The 17,546-nt window shown below is 34.7% G+C and carries 17 protein-coding genes; 11 read left to right on the top strand and 6 right to left on the bottom strand.

What is annotated here, in order from left to right; all coding sequences use genetic code 11:
- The first annotated feature begins 131 nt into the window (after positions 1–131).
- The 7 genes from HGPG_RS05455 to HGPG_RS05425 all read left to right on the top strand — a co-directional run bounded on the left by HGPG_RS05455 (position 132) and on the right by HGPG_RS05425 (position 6,455).
- Positions 132–614 (top strand): hotdog domain-containing protein, encoded by a 483-nt coding sequence (locus tag HGPG_RS05455; RefSeq protein WP_019125052.1) that lies wholly within the window; start codon positions 132–134, stop codon positions 612–614.
- A gap of 111 nt (positions 615–725) precedes the next feature.
- Complete coding sequence (locus HGPG_RS05450) at positions 726–1,613, top strand: hypothetical protein (protein ID WP_019125051.1); 888 nt, start codon at positions 726–728, stop codon at positions 1,611–1,613.
- 9 nt (positions 1,614–1,622) lie between these two features.
- Positions 1,623–1,895 carry a hypothetical protein gene (locus HGPG_RS05445; RefSeq protein WP_019125050.1) on the top strand — a complete coding sequence of 91 codons (273 nt, stop codon included), beginning with the start codon at positions 1,623–1,625 and terminating at the stop codon, positions 1,893–1,895.
- 100 nt (positions 1,896–1,995) lie between these two features.
- Positions 1,996–3,219: an MFS transporter gene (locus HGPG_RS05440; RefSeq protein WP_019125049.1), complete on the top strand. Its 1,224-nt coding sequence runs from the start codon at positions 1,996–1,998 to the stop codon at positions 3,217–3,219.
- Positions 3,220–3,353: 134 nt separating this feature from the next.
- Positions 3,354–4,952, top strand: coding sequence for a Na/Pi cotransporter family protein (locus HGPG_RS05435; RefSeq protein ID WP_019125048.1), 1,599 nt, complete (start codon positions 3,354–3,356; stop codon positions 4,950–4,952).
- 164 nt (positions 4,953–5,116) lie between these two features.
- Positions 5,117–5,707, top strand: a complete 591-nt coding sequence (locus HGPG_RS05430) for a C39 family peptidase (RefSeq protein ID WP_019125047.1) — start codon at positions 5,117–5,119, stop codon at positions 5,705–5,707.
- A 46-nt stretch (positions 5,708–5,753) separates the two neighbouring features.
- Positions 5,754–6,455 (top strand): hypothetical protein, encoded by a 702-nt coding sequence (locus HGPG_RS05425; RefSeq protein ID WP_019125046.1) that lies wholly within the window; start codon positions 5,754–5,756, stop codon positions 6,453–6,455.
- A gap of 14 nt (positions 6,456–6,469) precedes the next feature.
- On the opposite strand, the gene HGPG_RS05420 is transcribed toward HGPG_RS05425, so the two are convergent.
- The 5 genes from HGPG_RS05420 to HGPG_RS05400 form a co-directional block, all read right to left on the bottom strand.
- A complete protein-coding gene (locus HGPG_RS05420; protein WP_245543887.1) occupies positions 6,470–6,931 on the bottom strand; it encodes a phosphatase PAP2 family protein in 462 nt (153 codons plus the stop codon).
- Between the two features lie 62 nt (positions 6,932–6,993).
- Entirely contained in the window at positions 6,994–7,866 is an 873-nt protein-coding gene (locus tag HGPG_RS05415; protein WP_019125044.1) for a LysR family transcriptional regulator, read from the bottom strand.
- Positions 7,867–8,039: 173 nt separating this feature from the next.
- On the bottom strand, positions 8,040–9,068 hold the full coding sequence (locus HGPG_RS05410) for a hypothetical protein (protein WP_019125043.1): 1,029 nt from the start codon (positions 9,066–9,068) through the stop codon (positions 8,040–8,042).
- Positions 9,069–9,084: 16 nt separating this feature from the next.
- The gene (locus HGPG_RS05405; RefSeq protein ID WP_019125042.1) at positions 9,085–10,521 is read right to left on the bottom strand and encodes an MBOAT family O-acyltransferase; all 1,437 of its coding nucleotides are present in this window, start codon (positions 10,519–10,521) and stop codon (positions 9,085–9,087) included.
- A 58-nt stretch (positions 10,522–10,579) separates the two neighbouring features.
- Positions 10,580–11,212 (bottom strand): helix-turn-helix domain-containing protein, encoded by a 633-nt coding sequence (locus HGPG_RS05400; RefSeq protein ID WP_019125041.1) that lies wholly within the window; start codon positions 11,210–11,212, stop codon positions 10,580–10,582.
- Between the two features lie 404 nt (positions 11,213–11,616).
- On the opposite strand from HGPG_RS05400, the gene HGPG_RS05395 reads away from it, so the two are divergent.
- From HGPG_RS05395 to HGPG_RS05380, 4 genes are all read left to right on the top strand, one after another.
- On the top strand, positions 11,617–12,240 hold the full coding sequence (locus tag HGPG_RS05395; protein WP_019125040.1) for an NAD(P)H-hydrate epimerase: 624 nt from the start codon (positions 11,617–11,619) through the stop codon (positions 12,238–12,240).
- Positions 12,233–13,585: an MATE family efflux transporter gene (locus tag HGPG_RS05390; RefSeq protein WP_019125039.1), complete on the top strand. Its 1,353-nt coding sequence runs from the start codon at positions 12,233–12,235 to the stop codon at positions 13,583–13,585. The genes HGPG_RS05395 and HGPG_RS05390 overlap by 8 nt, the downstream gene beginning before the upstream one ends.
- An 86-nt stretch (positions 13,586–13,671) precedes the next feature.
- Positions 13,672–14,868, top strand: a complete 1,197-nt coding sequence (locus HGPG_RS05385) for a hypothetical protein (protein WP_019125038.1) — start codon at positions 13,672–13,674, stop codon at positions 14,866–14,868.
- Positions 14,858–16,384, top strand: coding sequence for a chloride channel protein (locus HGPG_RS05380; protein WP_019125037.1), 1,527 nt, complete (start codon positions 14,858–14,860; stop codon positions 16,382–16,384). The genes HGPG_RS05385 and HGPG_RS05380 overlap by 11 nt, the downstream gene beginning before the upstream one ends.
- 87 nt (positions 16,385–16,471) lie before the next feature.
- Here HGPG_RS05380 and HGPG_RS05375 read toward each other — a convergent pair whose 3' ends face one another.
- Entirely contained in the window at positions 16,472–16,822 is a 351-nt protein-coding gene (locus HGPG_RS05375; protein WP_019125036.1) for a Spx/MgsR family RNA polymerase-binding regulatory protein, read from the bottom strand.
- Positions 16,823–17,546: the final 724 nt, after the last annotated feature.

Here is a 17,546-nt window from a genome sequence, read left to right as displayed (position 1 = left end):
AATAATGGCAAAGGCCTTTTCTTTTAATTAGTTTTGTTTTTTTATGGGCTTAAAGGATATAAATAAAAGAGTATAGGGAAAAGAAATTATAAATGTGATAAAATATTTTTATAAACTATAAGGGGGATATTATGTCAGAAAATAAAAAAATCGCCATTCAAGAAACTTATGGCGAAAGATTTCAATATTGTTGGGGCTGTGGTCCTAAAAATCACGAGGGAATGCATTTAAAATCTTATCCATCAGAGGATGGAAGTGAGTGTATAGCAAAGGTGACTCCAGATTCAGTTTACACTGGTGGCGTTCCTAAGAATCTCTTTGGCGGAATGATTGCCATGCTTTTCGACTGCCATGGAACTGCATCTGCTGCCTGGTTTAAACACCAGGACCTAGGTCTTGACCTAACTGAAGACACAGTAATCGGTCGCTTCATCACTGCAAGGCTAGAAGTTGATTTTAAAAAGCCAACTCCAATGGACACTGAAATTACAATTACTGCCACTGCTGAAGAAATTGGCGAGAGAAAAGTTATCGTAAAAATGGTAATGGAAGCTGATGGTGAAGTTCGTGCCAAGGCAAAGATGGTTGCCGTTGGTGTAAAGGACAATATGTAAATTTTTAAAGAGACTTTAGAGGTCTCTTTTTTTATATTAATTTTTATAATTTTCCCGGCAAAAAATGATAAAATAAAGAGAAAATAAATTGAAATTTTAATAGGGGCTTTTATGAATTTAAAAAATAAAAAAATTGCATATATTTTTCTTTATCTTGCCTCCTTTGCTATAAGCTTTGGAATTTTAGTCTTAGTTAATAAAATTGAATTTATCCCACTAATAAACAATCTCCTCCTAGGATTTGGTTTTTTACTTTTTATTGGTCTACAAATTTTTTCACTCTACAAGTTTACGAAATTTAAAATTAATAAGCAGGGTAAAATTTTTATCTTCATCCTAATTTTAATTCTTGGAGGAATTTTTGCCTTTTATATTTTTCTAGCCTCTGTCTTTTCTGGAAAAGAGAATCGAAGTTTAATTTATGATGGCGAAAAATATTATATTTTAAATGTGGGCTGGATGGATCCTCTTTATGAAGTCTACAGAAAAAAATTCATCACCATGGATAAGCTAGATGAAGAAAGGCTTGGTCAGGTCTTCTCTGATTTGAGTAAAGTTAAAGATGAGGACCAGAGAGAAATTTTAAGCTTTTTAATTTATGGAAGGGAAAATTTTACAAAGGAAGAAAAAGAAGAGGAAAATCACCATGCAAAGGAAAACTCCAAAGGAAATCATAAAGTAGAAGATAAACCTGAAGAAAAAAATTCAGCAGAAGATAAAAATGAATTTTTAAAAAATTTCACAGCAGAAGACGCCATAAAAATAGAAAATTCAGACTATGGACTTCTTGAAGTAGACCATGCAGGAGCCAGGAGTCGCTGGTTTTTTGTAAAAATAGTGGGCGATGACATGACTTTTATTTCAGAATTAGAAGAAACAAGTCCAGGCGTCAGTGGAAGTCTTGATGATAGTGGAAATATTTATTTAAAGTTTACAGACATAAATAAAAATGAGACCCACTATATTTCAAGGGACGGCGGCAAAACTTTTGAAAAATGAGGAGAAAATATGGAATTTATTCTTGGTATTATTGCAATATTTTTTGCAATTAAAAATATAATAGCTTGGACTCATGGAAAGGATCCACAAAAGTATAGATTTTTAAGCCTTGCCTTTACATCTCTTACAATTTTTTCTTTTTATTATATGGGAGCGGAGTTTCTATCAAAAGGGGATATAGCAGGCGCTTTAGATGTTGTTCCTACAATATCAGAAAGTTTATTCTTTTGCACAATTGCTTCAATAATAATAAATGGAATTACGCTTTTTAAGATAAAGTAAAGTGAAAACTTTGAAAATTTTGTGGACTTTTTTATTTATTTTAAAGAGAATTTACAATATGATGATATAATGATAGGACTAAGGATTTCGGAGGCTTATTTTGAAGAAGAAAGAAATTTCCACAGCTATGTTATTTATAATTTTATTTGGCATTGTCAGTTTATTTTCCGACATGACCCATGAAGGGGCAGCTAGCATTAGGGGAGCTTACCTAAGTGTCCTCGGCGCATCCGCTGGGACAATTGGTTTTATATCAGGTCTTGGCGAACTTGTGGGCTACTCCATGAGGTATGTCTTTGGGAAAATTACTGACAGGACAAAAAAATATTGGCCCATGGTAATTTTTGGCTACATCTTAGATATTTTGGCAGTGCCTGCTCTTGCCCTTGTTGGCGAAAAGGGTTGGCTTGCGGCATCCCTTCTCTTGGTGGTGCAAAGAATGGGCAAGGCAATAAAGAAGCCTGCCAAGGATACTATTATGTCCTTTGCTGCCTCCCAAGAGGGCGTGGGCAAGTCCTTTGGAATACAAGAGATGCTAGATCAAATTGGTGCCTTTCTTGGTCCAGTCATGCTCTACCTAGTTATGTTATTTAAGACAGAGGGCAGCACCTTTGACATCTATAGAACTTGCTTTGCCTTTTTGGCTATCCCTGGTTTTATTACCATTCTTCTCTTGTTTTATACCAAGATGAAATTTCCAAACCCAGAGCACTTTGAGCCTGAGTCAAAAAAAGAAGAGGCCTTCCACATGAAGAAGTCCTTTATATATTATATTGCAGGTATTTCCTTCTTTGCCTTTGGCTTTATTGACTACTCAATAATAATTATGCACATAACGAGAAATTACACGGCTGTGGCGGGAAGCCTTCAGGAGACATCTGCTATTATAAATTCTGGCTCAATTCCACTCCTCTATGCAGGAGCCATGCTGGTGGATGCCATAGCGGCACTGGTTTTCGGCCACATTTACGACAAAAATGGAGTGAAGGCTCTTGTAATCTCCACAATAATTTCTGCTCCCTTCTCTCTATTTATCTTTGGCTTTAAGAGCCTTCCAGCACTTTACTTTGGACTTGTCCTTTGGGGCATAGGCATGGGTGCACAGGAATCAATTTTAAAGGCGGCAGTGACTTCCATGGTGCCAAAGAAAAACAGGGCAACGGGCTACGGAATTTTTGAATGTTCCTTTGGATTTTTCTGGTTCTTGGGGTCTTGGCTACTGGGAGTTATGTATAGCATCTCCTTACCAGCTATGATAAGTATTTCTATAGCTGCGCAACTTCTTGCCATTCCACTATACTTAAAGGTTGCAAGAGTAAAATAAAGGCGGTCTCCGTCTTTTTTTATTGCATAATTTTCTCAAAAAACTTTAAGGAAAATTTACAATTTTTTTACTTTTCCTTTAAAAAAAGACAATTATATTGTAAGATTAAGTTGAGTAAAAAATTGGGAGGATTTATGTCAATTAATTATTTTATCGAACTATTGGGAGGGCTTGCTCTCTTCCTCTACGGCATGGAAATGATGAGCAGCGGCCTTGAGCTAGTTGCAGGTGACAAGCTGCGTATTGTAATCGAAAAAATGACATCGAGTTTTTTTAAATCAATACTCGTTGGTACTTTCGTAACTGCTATAATCCAGTCATCCTCAGCCACAACAGTAATGGTTGTGGGTTTCGTAAATGCTGGACTGATGACAATTTATCAAGCAGTTGGAATTATAATGGGCGCCAATATTGGTACAACTATCACTGGACAATTAGTTGCCCTAAATATTTCTACACTGGCTCCTATAATTGCCTTTGTAGGATTTTTGCTAAATACATTTTCTAAAAACAAAAAGAAAAGATACATTGGTCAAGCTGTAATTGGTCTTGGATTTTTGTTTATGGGAATGCAATTTATGAGCGAATCCATGGAACCTCTTAGAGACTATCCTGGCTTTGTAACTCTAATGACAAAGTTTGACAACCCAATCCTTGGCGTACTTGCAGGTACAGCTATCACTGCAATACTCCAATCATCTTCTGCATCTCTTGGTATTTTGCAGGCCATTGCCAACCAAGGTGTAATGCCACTTCACTCAGCCATGTATATAATCTTTGGATTTAACATTGGTACTTGTATTACATCTGTCTTGTCATCAGTTGGTTCATCTAAGAATGCCAAAAGAACAGCCCTAGTCCACGTGCTCTTTAACATTATTGGTACTATAATATTTGTAACTATTTCCTTTATAGTTCCAATTGATAAAATAATAATTAGTTTTTCAAGAGACTTGCCGGCGGCACAAATTGCCAACTTGCACACCCTATTTAACGTTGCAACATCAATACTTTTGTTCCCATTCTCAAGAAAGCTTGCAGATTTGTCCTTCAAGATCATTCCTGGTATCGACAAGGAACAAGAAGAGATGTCTCTACAATATATCAACAAAAATATTGTCAAGGACGCACCAGCTACCTTTACTGATGTGAAGGCAGAAATTAGAAGAATGCTTGAAATAGTAAGTCAAAACTATGAAAATTCAGTTAGCCTCTTGAAAAATTTTGACGAAGAAAAATACGATGAAATATTTAGGCGTGAAGAAGTAATAAATTATTTAAACAAAGAAATTTCCGCCTTTATAATCGACTCCTTGGGTCTTGCAATGAACGAGCAAACTTCTGCAAACTTTGCAGCCTACCTTAGAATTTCAAGGGACATGGAAAGAATTGGAGACCACTCCAAAAACATTGCTGAAGTTGCAAAATTAAAGGAAGACCAAAGTCTTGCCTTTACAGATAAAACCTTTGAAGAATTAAAAGAAATAAATGATGTAATTGAAAAGATGTTTTCTTCAGCCCTTGGCGAATTAGATAAGGACGAAAGAGTTGCCTTTATGAGATCCTCAAACGAATTAGTTCAAAAGGATGCTACACAATTTAGAAACAATCACATGCTTAGAATGAGAGAAAAAATCTGTGACCCTGAAAGTGGACTTCTCTACGAAAAGACACTGGCAGCCATGGAAAGAATTTCATCCTACATTTCTAATGCAGGAAAACTTGCCATATAATATTTTAAGATCTGCTCCTTGGGGCAGATTTTTTATGTCTTTTTAGGAAAGGCTTAAAAGCTTTAGATCTTGAAAATTTAGATGGCAGAAATTTTTTGAGCCTTATAGATTGCCATAAAAATTTTTTATCTCCCACAATGGGTATATGTAAGATGGAGGAAGTAATGGAAAAAAATAGAATTGCAGACTTAAATAAATATATAGAAAAAAATTATCCCAAGGCAATTTTTATGGAATCAAGTGAAATAGAAATTCCAAACTTTTTGCAGAGAGACTTTCAAGATGGAGAAAAGAACTGCACCCTTGCCAGCCTTACGAGAATTATAAATTATTATTTTAAGGACTTGGACAAGTTTAAAATTTATGGGGAAATTTTTGAAATCGCAAGGAGAAATGGATACTTCAAAGAAATTGGAACCCTACCCTTTTTTATTTCTCGTATAGCCAATACTTATTTTAAGAAAAATAAGATGAAGATAAAGGCGAGAGGCATCTACCTGGGAAATTTTTATTCTCATGTAAAAGAGGAGATAGATAAATTTCATCCAGTCCTCATGAATCTTGCCACTGGCTACTACAAAAATCACTCCCTGGTTATTTTTGGCTACTCCCTTTATGACTACAGGGGAATGAAGATAAAAATCCTTCATGTCTATGACGGTTGGAATAAGACTCCTTCCTACATAGACTACAGCGACCTCAAGGGCTTTATGAATTTTCCAGTTTTTTCTTACAATATTTTTAACATTGACTAATATTGTCAAATATAATAGAGTTTAGGTCTAGAGAAAAGGTGATGTTATGGAGAAATCTTATTTAAAATTTTTAGTTTCAGAGCTGCTTTTTGTAAAGGAAGATACAATAATAAATTTGATCCCCAAGACTTATGAGAGGTACGGAGAAATTTTTGGCGACCTAGAAAATTTTGTGGATAGCTTAAATTTAAATATAAGAAAAGTCAGGAGGAACATAAAATTATTGGACAAGTTTTCTCCTGAAGATGCAAAAAGAAAATCTGAAGAAGAATTTGAGAGAGAGTTTAAAGAACTTCGTGAGGAAAATAAAGATAAGTACGCAAGAGATAGTGGTCCTGTAATTTCTGATGAAAAGAGAAAGGAAATCGAGGACATCTTTAGGGAAGTTATCTTTTATTACAGCCCAAGCCTAAATGATTTTCCAGCTGAGGAATTTGAAAGGGCAGAGGAACTTTTTAAAAACTGCGACGAGGATGGTCTTTTAGAATTTTTAAAGAGAGATAGACCAAGAGAGCTTGACATAAGTAGTGAAAACTTGCAATACATGAGAGAGGACCTAGAAATAGAAATATCCATGATCTTTGACAGGTTTCCCCTTAACCAACTTGACATGCTTGATGACAAGGAGGCAATAGATTTTAACCTAAAGAGGCTAAAGGGAGTCTATGAAGAGTACCAAGAGATCTATGGAGGTCTTGGCGAAGAATTAAATATAAAAATTGCAGAAAAATATTTACCCCGTAATTAATACGGGGCATTTTTTTATTTTCTTGAACTTTTTAAAATTTCACGGGTAATTTTTATTGCAAGCCTTCCTGCAATAAGGCCCAGGATCAGTCCTGCGATTATATCACTGGGATAATGCACGAAGAGATACATCCTGGAGAAGGCAATGAGTCCTGCTAAGATTAGGGCAAGGGCTCCTCTTTTTTTGTTGTAATAATAAATTACAGATGCAGCGGCAAAGGATGAGCCAGTGTGTCCCGATGGGAAGGAATATCCCATGGGCTCCCTTATTAAGATTGCCACATCATCTACTGTGAAGGGTCTCGGTCTCGCTATTATTGGCTTTAAAATCAAGAGACCAAAGACAGAAAAAATAATAAGAGCTACTGCAAGGCTAAAGCCCTCTCTCTTTAATTTGTTATTATTTTGAAAGAGCAAAAATATTGCAGCAACAATCCAAATAAATCCTCCATTCCCAAGACTAGTTATAAAAATCATAATATAATTTAGTATTGGAGAGTGGAGACTTTGTAGCGATTCTAAAAATTTTAATTCCATTATTACTTTTTACTAAATTTATGTTTTACAAAGTTCACAAAATTCTTCATGTCCTTTTTTAGGAAGGCGTCGTTGTGGTAGACCATGTAGTAAGTTCTCTTAATAGAGAGGTCTTCTAGTCTGTGTTTAACAAGGTCTTCGTCCTTAAAGGATGAAGATGCGCCTATGGAAAGAGCGTCAGAATTTTTTACAATATTTAGAACCATGTCCTTGTTTTGGCAGATGAATTTTAAATCAATTGGTATGCCTCTTTCACGAAGGAAATTTAAAAGCATTTTTTTAGAATTATCATCTAAATCGCCAAGGACAAATTTTTTGTTTCTCAAATCTTCTGCGTCAAGGACTTCTTTGTCTTTGATGTCAGAATCCTTTGAGGAAATTATAAAAATTTCATCTTCATAGAAGGACTCAGCTGAATTATCACAAATGCCAGCATCGCCATCTATTATGGCAAGATTTATAACGCCAGAATTTAATTTTTCAATTATTTTTTCGCGTGAATCAACATATACCCTTAGGCTTACATCTTCTTTTTTCTTTTCATAATCGTCGATTATTTCAAGCAAAAATTGAGAGCTAAAGTTTGAACTCACACCAAGATTTATGTTGTGAGCAGTAGATGAACTTTGCAAAAAAACAACAGTATCTTCAAATTGTTCCAAGATATTTAGGGCAAAATCATAAAGCCTTAAGCCAACATCTGTTATGTATAACTTTTTTGAAATCCTATCGAACAATTTTACATTGTACTCGTTTTCTATTTGCGAAATTGCATGGGAGACAGTTGGCTGCGAAATTTTTAAATTTTTTGCAGCGTTAGACATATTCTTTGCCCTAACAACTTCGATAAATATTTCCAAATCCCTTATAGTCATATTAACCTCCTTAAACTTATTCTATTATTATTTTTAAGAAAAATCAAGATTTATAGTAAAAAGGTTATATTTTTATTTTTTAGTAAAGATTCTTCATTCTTGTTGATAAAGGAACTCATCAAGAATAAAAAAGATTTGTAAAAAAATAGACAAAAGCCTTAAGCTTCTGTCTATCACCATTTATTTATATCGTAGCTTTTAATATCCTTAAACCAAGCCTTATCATCAGCCAAATTTTCTTGGAAGACGCCCTCCTTTTTCATGTAGTCTATAAAAAATAAATTAAACTTTTCTGCGCCTACTACATTTAAGTGGTGGGGATCGTAAAAATCTTCCTTGGATAAATTCATCTCTTCATTAAAGTCGTTGAAGTCGATAAAGCTTGCACCCCTAGCCTCTATTTCCTTGGCAATTACTTTTATGTTGTCGCTATACAAGTCGTAATCGTAGATGGGAGTCTTGACGAAAAATAATTTCACGCCATTTCTCTCTGCCAGGTCAATTATTTCGTCAAGGGCATCCATATTAAACTTAAAATAAGTTTTTTCATCATAGGCAAGAGCGGACTTTCTAAACTTATTTATCTCGGCTTCTTCATTGTTTTTGAAGTTTTTGCTCTGACCCTTTAAGAGGACATAGCCCTTTAAGTAGTCATCGTAGGAAGCCTTGTCAAAGTCGTAGTCTTCATCCTTTAATTCATCCCACCTGCTGTGGTAAGCCACAAGAGGGAGGAGAGCCTGAGTCTTAAAGCCCTTGGGAACTTTTTTTGCAATCATTTCAATTTTATTTTTTGACATAGGCATGTAGTCTGAATAAGAATTTACCACGCTGGAATCTTCTGTGATCCTATAAATTGCTGATTGAATGTCCACAAAGATGACACTTGGATTTTTTCTTTTAAGAGCATCTTTTACATAGGAGGCAGTGATCCTTAAGGGCTGACTTTGTGAGGCGAGGACATAGGACTTCACGCCAGTCTTTTCATAAATCACTAGGGGTTCAAAGGAACAGTAGGAGTGGCTTGTCCCAAAAAACATGGCATTATAATCCTCGCTTTCGTTAAAAAAGCCGCCAATTTTATTTCCCATGTCCCAAGGCTTTGCCAGGGACTTTCTCATAAAGAGATTATTTAGCTCTAGGCTGCCAAAAATTATTAGGGCAATAAATATTATTGATTTTAAAATTTTTAGAAATTTTTTCATTTTATCACCTACAAAACTAGAACTGGAAGTAAATAAAGGCAGATTCAGAAAATTCTGGACCATAGACGCCGAAAATTATTATGGCAAAGATAAAGGCAAGATAAATTATCCACCTTATTGGGAGAATTATTTTTAAAACTTTTTCGCTTAAATTTATCTTCTTGTACTTAAGCACATCAAAGATAAATAAAATGGCTATGCCAACAAGAAGGGGATAAATATTTGCTGTGCCAAATTTAGTCTTAGAAAGGTCCTCCATTAAATTTAAAGATCTTGGATTATTTATAATTGCAAGGAGATATTCATTGCCGTGATGAATATTTTCTGCCCTAAAATAAATAAAGGCAAAGACAACAATTATAAAGGTGAGGACTCTTCTCAAGCTGTCTAATAAAATATTTCTCTTAGACTTTTTATTGATGCCCAAAATATTTTCAAGGACATTAAAGACTCCGTGGATGAGACCCCAAAGGACAAAGGAAAGTTCTGCCCCATGCCAAAGTCCACTTACGAGAAAGACCACAAGAAGATTAAAATATTTGCGAAGGTCTCCCTTTCTGTTGCCGCCAAGGGGAATGTAGAGGTAGTCCTTAAACCAAGTGGATAGGGAAATATGCCACCTTCTCCAAAATTCTGTAATGGATTTAGATAAAAGTGGCTCCTTAAAGTTGTCCATTAGGTCAATGCCTAAGATTTTTGCAGATCCCTTAGCCATTATGGAATAGGAGTAGAAGTCGCAATAAATTTGTAGGGTAAATAAAATCCCAGAGATGATTAAGATCTCCCTAGAAAAATTATTGTAATTTCCAAAAACTTCATTGACGAGAATTGCTGCCCTGTCGGCAATAATTAACTTCAAAAACATTCCATAAAAAAATAGGACAAGACCCTTGACTAAGTTTTCGTAGGAAAATTTTCTAGGTTTTTTTATCTGTGGAAGTAAATTTACACTTCTTTCAATGGGCCCTGCCACAAGTTGTGGAAAGAAGGAGACAAAAAGTGCGTAGTCAATAAAATTTTCTTCTGCCCTTATGTCCTTTCTGTAGACATCAATTGTGTATCCCAGAGCCTGGAAGGTGTAAAAGGAAATCCCAACGGGAAGGAGGACATCAATTGCCAGGTTAAAATCTTTGCCAGAAAAATTATTTAAGAGGTCAGCAAAGAAATTAAAGTACTTAAAGACAAAGAGTATGCCCAAATTTATAAAAAAGCACAAAAAGACAGCAAGCTTCATTTTTTTAACCTGCCCTCTATTTTTCTCAATATAAAGACCTGTCATGTAGGTAACAAATATTGAGAAGACCATGAGGAGGGTGTATTTCACATTCCAAAAGCTATAAAAAGTGAGGCTTGCCAAGAGCAAAAATATATTTTTAAGTTTTTGTGGCAATAAATTGTAAAAAATTACAACTATTGGCAAAAAAATTAAGTATTCAAGTGAATTAAAAAGCATAAAATCCTCCAATCACTTTATATTATAGCAAATGATGGAGGATTTCAATATTGGATTATTAAGGAGCGACGCTCATCTTGTACTCTCTAGGAGTTTTGCCAGTGTACTTTTTGAAGGTCATAGTAAAATGAGGCTGTGAAGAAAATCCACACTCATAACTTATGTATTCCAAAGTTTTTTTGTCCTCTAAGAGAAGTTTTTTCGCCTTGTTTGTCTTTAGGGTATTTAAATATTGGCAAAAAGTGTATCCTGTCTCTTCTTTAAAAAGTGAGCAGAGATAATTTTTTGATAGGTGAAGTTTTTCTGCAAGCTCTTCTAGGTTTAAGCCTAAAGTATATTCGCTGTTTATAATTTTTAAAGCCTTGTCAATTATTTCGTTTCTGGAAAAATCCATTTCATCGAGAAGGGAATTGGAGTAAGATTCTATTAAATCCTTGGCAATATACTTGAGAGCTGACTTGTCTTCTGCCTTTTTTAATTTAAGGGTGAAGTCATCGTGTATATCTGTTAGATCCTTGTTATATGTAATTAGGAAATATGTATACAGGAAGGTGTTTAGGTCATCAATTTGTTTTTTCATCTCATCAAGGCTCTTGCTAAGTGAATTTTTTGAAATATTTTCAAAAATCTCGTGAGCACAATTTATGCATTCGGGCTTTGCCTTTTCGGCAATAGTAAGATAATTTGTCATAAGTCCTCCTTTATTATTTAATTATATTTTATGTGTGATTATTAAAATTTTGATAAGTATTATCCTTAACCCAATTATAAGACAAATGATATTAAATATCAACAAATAAATTCTATAAATTTTTAAAAAATTTTTTCTGTGAAATTTTTGCATTTTGACACTTTTTGTTGTAATATATTGTCCTTGCGAAAAATTACAAAAAAATATTGGCGAGAAAAATTTTATTTGAGAGACTTTGATAGAGGAATAATTTTAATATATTTTTTAAAAAATTTCTTGGCGACAAAAATTTTAAATTAAAAATTTAAATGAAAAGAAAGAAGTCAAATATAATTTTTAAAATTTTTATAATGTGGTGTCAATTTTTACTAAATAGCATATAATAAGAGCAGGGAGGGATTACTGTGACAATTTCAAGAGACAAAATGATTGAACTAGAGAAGAGAACAATAGAAGAATTTAAAATTGATTCTCTTATTTTAATGGAAAACGCAGGAATGGGAATTTTCCGCGAAATTAATCAGTACGATTCCTTTACGATAATTTGCGGTAAGGGAAATAACGGTGGCGATGGTCTTGTCATCGCAAGACATTTAATTCTCAGTGGAAAAATCGTGGAAGTCTTTGTTGTTGGCGACAAGGAGAGCGAAGAATTTTCCAAAAACTTAGAAATAATAAAAAAACTTACAGATGTAAAATATATAGAAGATGATAATTTTGACGAACTAATTGAATCCATTGAAGTAAATGAAATTACTGTAGACGCAATTTTCGGCACAGGACTCAATAGGAAGTTAAATAAATTTTATAGGTCTTTAATTGATGCCATAAATATTCACGGCAATTATATAATTGGAGTGGACATACCTTCTGGCATGGACGCAGACACTGGCGAAGAATATGGCAATTGTGTGGCTTGTAATGTTACCTACGCAATATCCGATATAAAAAAGGGTGAGCTTTTGAATAGCAATGTGGGAGAGCTTAAGAAAATATATATTGGGATTGTGAGGTACAAGGATGAGTAAAAAAATCAGCAGAAATATAAATTTGACAGAAGGCTCAATAGTTGAAGGTCTAATAAAATTTGCAATACCACTACTTCTCACAAACTTTTTGCAACAGCTTTATAACACTGCCGACCTTATGATAGTTGGTAGGTTCGCTGGCAAAAATCCCATGGCAGCAGTTGGTGCAACGGGACCTGTTTCCAACTTACTAATTGGACTTTTCTTGGGCCTTACCACTGGTGCATCTGTGGTCATCTCCCTATACTATGGGTCAAATGACAGAGAGGCTTTAAAAAAATCTGTAGGTGTTTCCTACTTTCTTGGACTGGCATCAGGACTCTTTATAACAATTTTTGGTTATCTAACGACGCCCTTCTTCCTAAGAATAATGGACACGCCGCCAGAAATTCTTAATGATGCCACAATTTATATGCGAGTTTTCTTCATGGGCACTGTTCCAATTTTAATTTACAACATGGGGGCATCTATCCTAAGGGCCACTGGGGACTCCAAGAGACCATTTAACTTCTTGTGTGTGTCGGCTATAGTAAATATTGTCCTTGACCTTATCTTAGTAGGATGGCTTCATATGTCAGTCTTGGGAGCAGGCATAGCAACACTAGCATCACAAGTTGTATCAGCAATCCTAGTTACTTATTCACTACTAAAGACAGACGGGTCTTATAAGCTTAGAAAAGAAGAAATAAAACTTCACAAGCATGAAGCCAAGAGAATTTTTGATGTGGGCATACCTACGGGAGTGCAGACAGCACTCTTGTCCTTTACAAATGTAATTTTCCAGGCAAAGATCAACTACTTTGGTGCCGATGCCATTGCAGGTGTTGCAGCTGAAGGAAGGATTGACGGATTTTTATTTATGTCCCTTCAAGCTATAGCCCTTGCGGCAACAACTTTCTCAGGACAAAATTTTGGGGCACAAAAATTCGATAGACTAAGAGAAGGCTTGAAAGTTTCCCTTTTAATAGTCTTTGGAATCTCTGCTGTCCTATCGGTAATTGCCTTTACATTGGCAGAACCACTTATTGCAATATTTAATCCAGACCCAGATGTAGTGGCCTATGGTGCCGACTTCCTTAAGATAATAAGTCTTGGCATTTGGTTCTTTGGACTTTCAGAAACCATTTCTGGCTTCATAAGAGGAAGCGGACATGCCATGGGTCCAATGATCATTTCTCTACTTACAATTTGCATTTTGAGGCTGGTAGTAGTTTACTTTGCAATGCCAATATTTAACTCCATAAGAGTAATAAGTATAATCTATCCAGTGTCTTACTTTGCAAACTTCTTATTGATGGCAATTTACTACAAGTTTGGCAAGTGGAGAAAAAATATAGATATGTAAAATTTGGCACCACAGGTGCCTTTTTTATTGCAATAAAGTAAAGTTTTATTGTAAACTATACTTAATATATAAAAAGCAGTGATGATATGAAAAAGAAAAGCATTTTTTTAATATTAATTTTACTTGGAGGGATTTTTTGGAGCCTGACAAGCTTTAGACGCTATCCCAAAAAAATCGTGGCAGAAGTTCTCTACACCATTGACGACAGAATTTTTGCCTTTGCCGATGATTACATAGAAGACTTTGGTCTGTCAGATATTTTCGAAAGGGTGAAGACCTCCGGCGACTATGGCATAAGGCTAAACAGTCAAGGCATAAGTGGCGACAAATTAAATATTATAAACTTTCAAAGCGCAAGTAATAAGTCCAGATATTTCATGAAGAGAAGAGAAAAAGACAATAATATAGAGACAGTTGGCGAAAAAATTGTAAATAGCGATGTCTATCTCTATAGAGATGACTTGTCCCACCTGCCCCTATACATTGACAGGAACACTATGGTAAACCTCTCTCGCGACTCTCATGTCCTAAGTGATCTGGGCTACGACATAGACAACAAAAAATTATTTCTCCCACCAGTTTCCTTTTCTGAAAAAAATTCAGAGCTAAAAAAATATTGTAAAAAAGAGTGGACGGAAATAATAAGGACAACTCATGTGAAAAATATTTCAGACAATAAATTTGAAATCAAGGTGAAGTCCAAGGACCTAGAAAAACTTATGAATAAGGTGGAAGAATTTTATAGAGAAGAAAATTATTTTCCCTACACTTATATAAGCAAAATCCTGGAAAAAGAATTTAAAAATATTTCAGGTGACCTAAAAAATAGAGATGACATAGTATTTTACATGGATACTGACCAGAACCTAAACCTCTTAAAACTTCAGTCAGCTGACAAAAAGTACAGCCTAAAAATAAAGGAGGACTTTGAATTAAAAGTGCCCCACAGGCATATTTATATTGAGCATGAAGAAAATGAAAGCCTAAAAACTATTAAGGGCAAGATTGATGACAGAAACTTCAGGATGAGCTACTATCCCAAAAATAATAAGCTCATCTATCACGACGAGCTAACTCACATAAACGCCCGCTTATATAATCTCGTCAAGTCCAAAAAATTTAAGGTCATAGCAGACATAGATGGCAGCCAGATAAAAAAAGTCAACTTCAATTTTTACACAGTCCCAAATAAAATAGAAAGAGAAAAAAATTATATAGAAATTTTAAAATTAAGTGAAGAAGATTGGAATAATTTAATAAAAGGAGCAAGGAATGAAAGATGATTTTAACCAAAAAAGCAAATTAATATTTAGAATATTATTTGACTCCCTAATTGTGGGGACCTTCGCAGGACTCTTTTCAGTTCTCTACAGGTTTGTAATAATGAAAATGGATTCTTACAGAAAATTTTTATACAGCGAATTTAGTATAAAGTCCCTTTTGATTTTAATTGTCCTTGCAATAATAATATCTTTTATAATTTATAGGCTCTTAAAATGGGCGCCCCTATCAGGCGGCAGTGGAATACCACAAATTCGTGGCGAAATCCTTGGCAAATTTAATATGGATGAAGTCCCAACCTTGGTATCAAAAATAGTGGGTGGCGGACTGGGTAACCTCATGGGATTTTCCCTTGGAAGAGAAGGTCCATCAATACAAATGGGTGGCGCAGCAGCAAAATTTATAGGCAAGACCTTGAAAAGACCTCCCGACGAAATAAAATACATGATAACAGCAGGGGCAGCAGCAGGACTTGCCGCAGCCTTTAACGCCCCCATGGCAGGCTGCATCTTTGCCATAGAAGAGCTTCACAAGACCTATTCAAAGTATGTCCTCTTGCCAGCCCTTATAGCATCAATAACAGCCAACTATGTGTCCTTTGTCATAATGGGGGCGGAAACATCTTTCTCCTTCTTCGTGACAGAGTCCCTACCCATGAATTTAATTTGGCTGGCAATACTAATTGGAATCCTCACAGGTTTAGTTGGAGGACTATATAACTTACTAATAACAAAATTTCAAGACCTCTTCAAAAAAATAGATTCAAAAATTTTAAAGTACGCCCTACTTATGGGTGTGACAATAATAATTGGCTTTAGCTTTTTTGAAGGAACAGGCGGCGGACATGGACTGCTAGAAAAAATGGCAAAGGAAGAATTTGCAGTAAAATATATTTTGGCAATCCTTCTTGTGAAATTATTTTACACAACATTTTGCTACGGCTCAGGAGTCCAAGGCGGAATCTTTTTGCCAGTCCTAGTCATAGGTGGATCTTGCGGAACATTAATATTCGCCCTACTTGGAAAGAACCTTGACCTGGATCCCTATTATGTCAACTTCATAATACTGGGCATGAGTGGAATCCTAGCATCAGTAGTGAGAAGTCCCATCCTTTCAGTGATCTTAGTAACAGAGATGACCAAGACCTTTGACCACTTAATTGCCCTATCCATAGTCGTCGTGGTCTCCTATTATGTGGCAGAAATCTTAAAAGTTGCCCCAATTTATGACACCCTTTTCGAAAGACAACTAAGGGACAAAAACCTACTCAGTCCAAAAGAAAGAGAGCTTGGCGACTATTCAGTCTTCGAGTACACAATCACTGGCGACTTAAAAATAATAGGAAAGAGCCTGAGAGAAATAAATTTCCCAAGGCACCTAATAATAATGTCAATAGAAAGAGAAGGCACAGAAATCGTTCCAACAGCAGACGACTTGATCCTTTTGGGCGACAAAATCACAGTCCTAATAAAGGCAGCAGACGCCCTAGAGATAGACAAATTTTTAAAAAATGAATAAATTATATGCCAGGGCTTAGGCTCTGGTATTTTTTTGCATAGAAAAAGTGCAAGTTTTTCTTGCACTCTTTAAATTTTTTATTTAATTTTATAGACTCTCTAAATATTTTTTTACTTGGGGACCTACAAAGGCTTTGCCCTTTGTCAAAAGGATTGGTCTTTTTACTAGCATGCCATCTGTAGAGAGGAGCTCAAAAATTTCTTCTTCAGTCATGGCCTTCTTCTTGTCCTTTAGTCCAAGCTCTCTATACCTCACGCCAGATGTGTTAAATAGTTTAAAGATGTCAACTTCTGCCAAGTCCTTTATTTTTTTAAGCTCTTCAACAGACAAGAGGTCCTTGTCGATTTCTCTGTAGTCGTAGGAAATATTTTTTTCTTCCAATAATTTTTCTATATTTTTGCAAGTGCTACATCTCTTGTAGCCGATCAATGTGTTCATTTTTAGCCTCCTTTTAGTAATTTCATTATACTACAAAAAATTATAAAAAATTTTTAAAAATTTTTGCAAAAAGTGTTTACAATTTAATTTAGTATGGTATAATGATAGTACCAAATAAGATTAACTTGTTGAAGTGAATAGAATTATTGTGAAGTTTCTTATTTGGCGAAACATGACAATTCCATCCAAGATCAGTAAAAATGTTTTTGATTTTTATGAATTTTACAAGTTTTGACTTAAAATGCCAAGACTTTTATATAAATCGAATAGTTTTTTATGGACGATAAAGAATTTTTAATAGTATAACTTTTAAAATAATTGATGGTAAATAGTTTGTTTAGATATTACTCTTAGTTTTTATATAAAATGGTACGCAGACTTAGAGTTGGGAATGCGAGAAATATTTATTTTATATAAGGCTTTGGTAAAATAAGAATAAAGGTGATAGTAGTGATTGAACCAAAAAGTTTAAGTTGGATGGAATTGGATATTTAAAAAGAATGTCATTTATTTAGAAAATAAAGGCATTCTTTTTTTATGTTCTTTTTAAGTTATAAGTTGCAAATTAAATTGCCACACAAAAAAATTGCGAAAAAAATTTTTGTCACACAAATAAATTATATTTTTTTAAATACAATTCATAAAATAAAATTTCACAAGTCCAAGAAAATTTGTATTTACATAAAAATCTGTAAGAAGCCACAAAAAAATCGCCACGACAAAA

This window comes from Peptoniphilus grossensis ph5 (assembly GCF_000311825.1).
Classification (GTDB): domain Bacteria; phylum Bacillota; class Clostridia; order Tissierellales; family Peptoniphilaceae; genus Peptoniphilus_A; species Peptoniphilus_A hominis.
This window is presented reverse-complemented; position numbering and strand designations above follow the sequence as displayed.

Excerpts from the sequence above, each read along its gene's own strand:
- HGPG_RS05455 (WP_019125052.1), top strand. The coding sequence starts at position 132 with ATGTCAGAAAATAAAAAAATCGCCATTCAAGAAACTTATGGCGAAAGA.
- HGPG_RS05450 (WP_019125051.1), top strand. The coding sequence starts at position 726 with ATGAATTTAAAAAATAAAAAAATTGCATATATTTTTCTTTATCTTGCC.
- HGPG_RS05445 (WP_019125050.1), top strand. The coding sequence starts at position 1,623 with ATGGAATTTATTCTTGGTATTATTGCAATATTTTTTGCAATTAAAAAT.
- HGPG_RS05435 (WP_019125048.1), top strand. The coding sequence starts at position 3,354 with ATGTCAATTAATTATTTTATCGAACTATTGGGAGGGCTTGCTCTCTTC.
- HGPG_RS05430 (WP_019125047.1), top strand. The coding sequence starts at position 5,117 with ATGGAAAAAAATAGAATTGCAGACTTAAATAAATATATAGAAAAAAAT.
- HGPG_RS05425 (WP_019125046.1), top strand. The coding sequence starts at position 5,754 with ATGGAGAAATCTTATTTAAAATTTTTAGTTTCAGAGCTGCTTTTTGTA.
- HGPG_RS05420 (WP_245543887.1), bottom strand. The coding sequence starts at position 6,931 with ATGATTTTTATAACTAGTCTTGGGAATGGAGGATTTATTTGGATTGTT.
- HGPG_RS05415 (WP_019125044.1), bottom strand. The coding sequence starts at position 7,866 with ATGACTATAAGGGATTTGGAAATATTTATCGAAGTTGTTAGGGCAAAG.
- HGPG_RS05410 (WP_019125043.1), bottom strand. The coding sequence starts at position 9,068 with ATGAAAAAATTTCTAAAAATTTTAAAATCAATAATATTTATTGCCCTA.
- HGPG_RS05405 (WP_019125042.1), bottom strand. The coding sequence starts at position 10,521 with ATGCTTTTTAATTCACTTGAATACTTAATTTTTTTGCCAATAGTTGTA.
- HGPG_RS05400 (WP_019125041.1), bottom strand. The coding sequence starts at position 11,212 with ATGACAAATTATCTTACTATTGCCGAAAAGGCAAAGCCCGAATGCATA.
- HGPG_RS05390 (WP_019125039.1), top strand. The coding sequence starts at position 12,233 with ATGAGTAAAAAAATCAGCAGAAATATAAATTTGACAGAAGGCTCAATA.
- HGPG_RS05385 (WP_019125038.1), top strand. The coding sequence starts at position 13,672 with ATGAAAAAGAAAAGCATTTTTTTAATATTAATTTTACTTGGAGGGATT.
- HGPG_RS05380 (WP_019125037.1), top strand. The coding sequence starts at position 14,858 with ATGAAAGATGATTTTAACCAAAAAAGCAAATTAATATTTAGAATATTA.
- HGPG_RS05375 (WP_019125036.1), bottom strand. The coding sequence starts at position 16,822 with ATGAACACATTGATCGGCTACAAGAGATGTAGCACTTGCAAAAATATA.